Genomic DNA, 6,671 nt, shown 5'->3' with positions numbered 1-6,671 from the left:
AACTGGCCCTCGGGAGGGGATAGCCAGGACGGTTCCCTGGGCAATAGCGGTGGTTCCGGAGGTAGTGGCGGTGGCCAGAACAACAACGATGACCCCAACTGTATAGCCGATGCCAACGGTAACTGTATTGGCGATGTGACCACCCCCCTATTCGTATTAAGTAATGCCACACGGGTAATAAGTGATTTGGGTATTACCGATTCCCACCAAATGAGATGGTTACATGCCAATGAACATGCGGCCCATTCAGTGAGAAGTTTTCTTGTTGAAAATAGCTTTTCTGAAGAGGCCATGTTGTCTGCAAAAATCAATGTAGAATTGGCCGCTTCCGGACTTTCACCTACCGACCTGTCGAGCCCGGCAGCATCAAGCATCATTCAAAAACATATCCCGCAACTGGGAACACCCATGCTTATGGCCCGCTATACTGCACTTAGTGCTATGGAGGCATGGATCATTATGTCTGAATACCCCGATGGTTATGAGTTTTCAGATTGGGAACTCTTTACCATTGCTATGGATGCCCAAATGGAAGCACTCCATTTGTTACTGGACCTTGCCGGTTTGGCACCGGGTGTAGGCGCTATATTTGATGCCGCCAACGGGCTGCTCTATACGGTAGAAGGCGACTATGCAGGGGCCGGCCTTAGTTTTGCGGCCGCTATTCCTTTTCTGGGCGACTGGACTACGGTGGCCAGGATAAGCAAAAAGGTGTTTAACCTGCAGAATGGAAAAAGGGTATTCCTTAAGATATACAAAATGGCTAACGGAATGCTAAAGTTCAGCAACCGGGGCCAGCTTAGAAAAGTACTGGGAATTAGAGACTCTTCCATTCATGCCCACCATATTATTCCCTTTAGTCTGGCTGAGCATCCTGTAGTACAAAATGCGGCCAAATTTAAAACCGAAACCAAAACCCCCTGGCATATGAACGATATAATTAATGGTGTGCCCTTACCTCAAAGCTTACATCAAACCGGGCATAAAAAGTATACCGATAAGATAGAGGTCATATTAGATAGAATTCGAAACGATGTAGGAGATAATTTAGAATTATCCCATACCCGGTTAACGAGTTTTGCCAAAAACCTAAAGAATATTATAGAAAATAATCCTACTTTAGATTTAGGCCAGATAGCTGATTTAATAATTATAAATTAATCTAAATTAAAAAAATGACCTATTATAGATTAAAAGCAAATACTAAGAGAAATGTAATGGGAAGTACCGAACAAATTATAAATGTTTCCTGGTCTGCTCATGTAAGGAGCAAAGACTCTTTTAACAACCAGGGCCTTTTTGGCCCGGTTACCGGAAACCCACCCATACCTTCGGCCCATTTTAACAAAAAAAGCAAGGTCACCGATTATACGCGTTTTATTGCTATTACACAAAACATATACCTGGTGATCAGTGAACGTTTGTATCTGTTCTTAAAAGAAAGGTTTTTAAGACAACCTCACCAAACCTGGGATACTATACTAGACAGAAACGGGCAAAAACTACCGTATAAGATACTGCATATTGATTACCCCGAAAAGGACTTTGTAAACTATAAAAAAAGTATATTTAAATTCATTATATCTAATAATGATGGTACCTATAAGGATCTAAACCAGTTCATAGAGATCCATTCAGATGAACATCTATTGGAAATGTCTAGAAAGCATCCCCCATATGTAGAAGATAAGCCTTTTATAACGGCTTCCCGGTTAAGCTTTAATCTTTCTAAAATGAAGGAGGGCATACTGCGAACTGCGAACAATTCCGTTTCAGGATATTATGTTTCCGAGACTTTTAAAAATGCAATTGAAAAAGAGGGTTTTACCGGTATGGAATTTGTGCCAATGGAAGAACTTAGTAACCATTGTGAAATAGAGATTCTATAACCTTTTTTATAGCAGCTTTTTTTTGACCACCGGTCATAAGGTTTTACCAAGGCCGGTGGTTTTTACTCTTATGGTCACTTTTTTTACAGTGTACTTATAATATTTACGAGCATAACTAATTGATTAACCAACATATGAAGTATTATGAATTGAAACTGGATACCAAAAGAAATGGAATCGGAAGTATGGAACAAATTATAAATGTTTCCTGGTCTGCTCATGTAGATAGTAAAGATTCGCTTAATAAACAAGGTTTGTTTGGCCCGGTTACCGGAAACCCACCTTTACCTTCAGCTGAAATTAATAAGAAAAGTAAGGTAACAGATTATCTTAATTTTATTGCAATTACTAGAGACAAATACTTATTTATTAGTGAAAAATTTTATGGTTTTTTAAAAACTTATTTGAAGCATAGTCACCAAGTATGGGATATTGAAATAAGAGGAGAGGGAAAACCTTTACCATATAAAATATTTCATATTGATTATCCAGAAAAAGCTTTTATAAACTACAAAAGAAGTAGTTTTAAGTTAGTTGTATATAATGATGGTGCTGATAAAGATACTGGGACAGGTATTCAACTCTTTTCTGATAAACATTCTCTGGAAATGTCCAGAAAACACCACTTTTCTTTAGAAAACCCCTTTCTTAAACCATCAAAATTGAGTTTCAACTTATCCGAGATATCTCGACAAGGCTTGGATTTGATTAGGTGTGCAAACACATTTATTGCAGGCTATTATGTTTCTGAGAACCTGAAAAACGCGATTGAAAAAGAGGGTTTTACCGGTATGGATTTTACACCGGTAGAAGAACTGAGCCACCATTATGAAATAGAAATAATATAACCTTTTTATAGCAGCTTTTTTTTTGACCACCGGTTGTATGGTTTTACTAAGGCCGGTGGTTTTTACTCTAACGGTCACTTTTTTTACAGTGTACTTATAATATTTGCGAGCATAACTAATTGATTAACCAACATATGAAGTATTATGAATTGAAACTGGATACCAAAAGAAATGTAATAGGTGCCTATGAGCAGATTATTAATGTTTCATTTTCAAAAGATCCTTTTTCAAAAGATTCTTTTAACAACCAGGGCATTTTTGGCCCGGTTACCGGAAACCCACCCATACCTTCGGCCTATTTTAATAAAAAGAGCAAAGTAACGGATTATGTAAATTTCATAGCCATTACACAAAATAAATACCTGGTGATCAGTGAACGTTTGTATCTGTTCTTAAAAGAAAGGTTTTTAAGACAACCTCACCAAACCTGGGATACTACACTAGATAGAAACGGGCAAAAACTGCCGTATAAGATACTGCATATTGATTATCCTGAAAAGGACTTTGTAAACTATAAAAAAAGTGTATTTAAATTTGTTGTTTCCAACAGCGATGGCTCACAAAGGGATCTAAACAAGTTTATTGAAATTCATTCTGATGAGCATATACATGAAGTAAAAAAACAGTATCCCCCATATTTGGAGGATAAGCCCTTTATAAGGCCTTCCCGGCTAAGCTTTAATCTTTCTCAAATGGATGCTGATATATTTAGAACAGCCGCCGCATACATCAGTGGTTACTATGTTTCCGAGACTTTTAAAAACGTGATTGAAAAAGAGGGTTTTACTGGTATGGGTTTTACACCGGTAGAAGAACTGAGCCACCATTATGAAATAGAAATAGTATAACCTTTTTTTATAGCAGCTTTTTTTTGACCACCGGTATTTTATTGAGTATTCACAATATTTAGGGAAATAAGTAATAGACCAAAATAATAAAGAATACCATTAACGTAAAAAGCACATTTATACATATAATTAACAGGATAAAAAAGAGCTAAAAATTGCGGTTATAATTTATACTTTCTACAAGATAGTAAGTGTATAGTAAAGAGTTAGGGAAAGTTTTTAACATATTATTAGCCAGTAAAATAAATTTGAGGGCAAACCGTACTCTAGGAAAGAACAAACCACCGTTAAAAAATCATTTGCTATTAGATAACTAGTGAAGATATACTTTTATAAAAAAGTATCTTTTTTTCTTCCTTTCCTTAATGTTTTTGTTATCGCAGAGCCGGCAAGGGATGCTCTTCAAAAGTTATGCAAAAGTGAATATTTGGTTCATTTATTGAAAATCTTTTTTGTTATCAAATAATACGTTATTGCTTCCTTTCCCATAAATTGCTATTGTTTTAAGCGGGAAAAGAGTTTTTAAAATAAGGGTTATTAATCGCAGTAAACCAAGTATAGTTTCTGTGTAATTATAAGTAATTCTTTAACTAAATTCTCTATACCATCTGGGTTAACATGCATTTATTTTATAGAAATATGAATATGCTCATTCAATCGCCCCTGCAACAGGGCGAACATTTTTTTCTAACCGTATATGATCAATTTGCCTTTTTACGCCAAAATGGGTATGAAAAAGGTTCATTTAAGCTTGTGGGGAAACAATTTTGGGTTTCATTTTATCACACAAAACGAAAAAGAAAAATAACCATTCTTTTTAGGGAAGATAAAACCATTGATTGTGTTATTGAAAGCACCCGGTTCTTTTTGAAAAAAAAGATCTTACTTTCGCAGCATTTAGGGTATAGGTTTCACATACAAAGCATTGATGTTTTACGAAGTTTAATTATAGCTAACCCAAGGTTGTGTGAAGAACTTTTGATTAGAATAAATGCGGAAGAAGCGAATACAGAGGCAATCAAATAGTTTTAAAAAACAAAATTTTACTATAGCCAGAGGTGGTTTTTTTAAAAAGCTTAATAGACATGCTTATAAATTATATTTACAATTACTATCCACCAGGAATTGAAAACCCTTTTGAAGATGAGTACTTGTCAAGTGAAGAATACTTAACATTGCGTTATTGTATTGACAAAGCACGTAATTGGGATATGAGTAATGTATTTACATCTTTACAGCAAATATTAAATGAATGCCCGGGTAAAAAACAAAAAATGTTGAATTTAACAGATTTTGATTTTTATGATCGTAGCTTCCATATACAATACAGGTTTCAAAGTGAGGGTGTTTTACAGGCAATCTCTGTTAATATTAGTATCTTATTGCCTGTATTTTGTGTATACTATCTTCATACCAAAAATCATAATATACCCTTAAAAAGAAGTAGAATAAAATATACCAGTGAATCTGAACCCTATGACTTTACTAAGTTTCCGGAAGAATATCGGTTTTTTAAGAAAATAATAATGAAAACGTTATCTGGACTTGGGTATTTGTTTATACCCAATAGTAAGCTGGGAAGTAAAGTGCCGTATATTGCTTACGAAACTATTCCTATAGATAAAATGACTGTTTTTAGTGCTTTATTTATGAATGCGCCTTATGGTGTACCTCGTTAAGGTAAAAGGTACGTTAGGAATTTTTAGAGTTATAGAAAGAAGAAGGCTGGGGGGATAGCTTTGCTTTATTACTTAGAACCGTTATCAAGGCCTAAAAATTTATCTAGATTTCTACGATTTTTTTCAGCTTTTGTTTTTCGTTCTTCATAAACGGCCACGATGGCCGCTTCAATATCGAGATTTTCATATCTTCCATTCAAAACATGGCTTACCATTTTTGGGCCGTAGGGGGTCCCTTTTCTGTTTACCAGCTTTTTCTCTTTCAGTTTTTTAAGAACATCTTCTATATATTCTCCTTTTAAATACTTTTTAAGTATAACACATTGTTCCTTAGTGATCATAATATTTTTATTTAGATTTCTAGCAAATTGCTCACTTTTATTTAGCAAATTACGCACAACATAGTGCATAGACCGAATATTTTATGTAAATTTCACAAAATAAAAGCAAATATACGCACAATATTTGTAATTATAAATTATTAATGCAAAATATTGTGAATACGTAATATTTTCTAAACAACGGGTATGACAGGTGAAGAGTTACAAAAAAGACGCATAAAGTTAAAACTCAATCAGGATGAATTTGGAGCGCTTATAGGTATTTCAAGAAATACCGTTTCTAATTATGAGCGTAATAAAAAGATACCTGCTTCCCGAATGCCCGCCTTACTTAGTGCTTTGGAGAGGCTGGAAAATGAAATGATGTCTGAAAACCAAAATGAAAACCAGAAAAAACTACAATCTTTAGTTAAAGAAACCGAGTCGGGGCACTTGTTGGAAGCGGTATTAGAAAAGTTCCATCCCTTAGAAGTAATTCGTTACATTCACAATCACTTTGACCAATATTTGGAATATGAAGAGTTTTTTATGCTGGCAAGAAATGTGGTTAACATGGATGAAATAGCACAAATGCGAAAAGATATTGAAGAGCTAAATGAAAAGTTTAAGCAAATTGAAAAATCTAAAGAGCGTTAATGGGGGAGGGTACTATTCTTTTTTAGATCTTAGAAAAGAAAGTATAAAGTGTTGTTTCTTTAAATCTTCTTCGAGGTCTATTTTCAATCGCTTGCTGACCCAATAAAGCGTTTCTTCATCTAATTGTTTTTTTTGAGCCAGCCGTTTTAATAAGTTGGGGCTCAATTTACTCATCTAATTTCTTTAAAGCAGGTTTTAAAATTTCTTCATTCCATCGTTTATCATCTTTGATCAGATTTTTCTTGTCAGCCTGAACGCCAATCAGATTCATTAAGAATCGAATTTTGCCATGTAAGCTATTGATTTTACTATTTATAATTTTTAACCATTTTGTTGTTAGAAGTACAAAAAAATAGAAGAGTAAAATTGAAGCCTTACCCTTTTTAGGACAATGCTAAATTCATAAAAATATCTTTATCGTTGACCGTTT

8 protein-coding genes are annotated in these 6,671 nt (G+C 34.5%); 6 read left to right on the top strand and 2 right to left on the bottom strand.

The window, feature by feature from the left end:
• The 5 genes from WAO84_RS16940 to WAO84_RS16920 form a co-directional block, all read left to right on the top strand.
• On the top strand, positions 1–1,161 hold a 1,161-nt coding region (locus WAO84_RS16940; protein ID WP_340067324.1), incomplete at its 5' end, for an AHH domain-containing protein.
• Positions 1,162–1,175: 14 nt separating this feature from the next.
• A complete protein-coding gene (locus tag WAO84_RS16935; RefSeq protein ID WP_340067323.1) occupies positions 1,176–1,889 on the top strand; it encodes a hypothetical protein in 714 nt (237 codons plus the stop codon).
• 134 nt (positions 1,890–2,023) lie between these two features.
• A complete protein-coding gene (locus WAO84_RS16930; RefSeq protein ID WP_340067322.1) occupies positions 2,024–2,737 on the top strand; it encodes a hypothetical protein in 714 nt (237 codons plus the stop codon).
• Between the two features lie 134 nt (positions 2,738–2,871).
• Positions 2,872–3,585: a hypothetical protein gene (locus tag WAO84_RS16925; protein WP_340067321.1), complete on the top strand. Its 714-nt coding sequence runs from the start codon at positions 2,872–2,874 to the stop codon at positions 3,583–3,585.
• Between the two features lie 1,085 nt (positions 3,586–4,670).
• The gene (locus WAO84_RS16920) at positions 4,671–5,264 is read left to right on the top strand and encodes a hypothetical protein (protein WP_340067319.1); all 594 of its coding nucleotides are present in this window, start codon (positions 4,671–4,673) and stop codon (positions 5,262–5,264) included.
• A gap of 68 nt (positions 5,265–5,332) precedes the next feature.
• Here WAO84_RS16920 and WAO84_RS16915 read toward each other — a convergent pair whose 3' ends face one another.
• On the bottom strand, positions 5,333–5,605 hold the full coding sequence (locus tag WAO84_RS16915) for a hypothetical protein (protein WP_340067318.1): 273 nt from the start codon (positions 5,603–5,605) through the stop codon (positions 5,333–5,335).
• Between the two features lie 186 nt (positions 5,606–5,791).
• Here WAO84_RS16915 and WAO84_RS16910 point away from each other — a divergent pair, with 186 nt between their 5' ends.
• The gene (locus WAO84_RS16910; protein ID WP_340067316.1) at positions 5,792–6,241 is read left to right on the top strand and encodes a helix-turn-helix domain-containing protein; all 450 of its coding nucleotides are present in this window, start codon (positions 5,792–5,794) and stop codon (positions 6,239–6,241) included.
• Positions 6,242–6,253: 12 nt separating this feature from the next.
• On the opposite strand, the gene WAO84_RS16905 is transcribed toward WAO84_RS16910, so the two are convergent.
• Positions 6,254–6,415, bottom strand: coding sequence for a hypothetical protein (locus WAO84_RS16905; protein ID WP_340067314.1), 162 nt, complete (start codon positions 6,413–6,415; stop codon positions 6,254–6,256).
• Positions 6,416–6,671: the final 256 nt, after the last annotated feature.

Origin of the sequence: Ascidiimonas aurantiaca (assembly GCF_037646345.1) — a bacterium.
GTDB classification, from domain to species: domain Bacteria; phylum Bacteroidota; class Bacteroidia; order Flavobacteriales; family Flavobacteriaceae; genus Ascidiimonas; species Ascidiimonas aurantiaca.
Note: the sequence above shows the minus strand (reverse complement) of the source record. Positions and strands in the feature narration are given on the sequence as shown.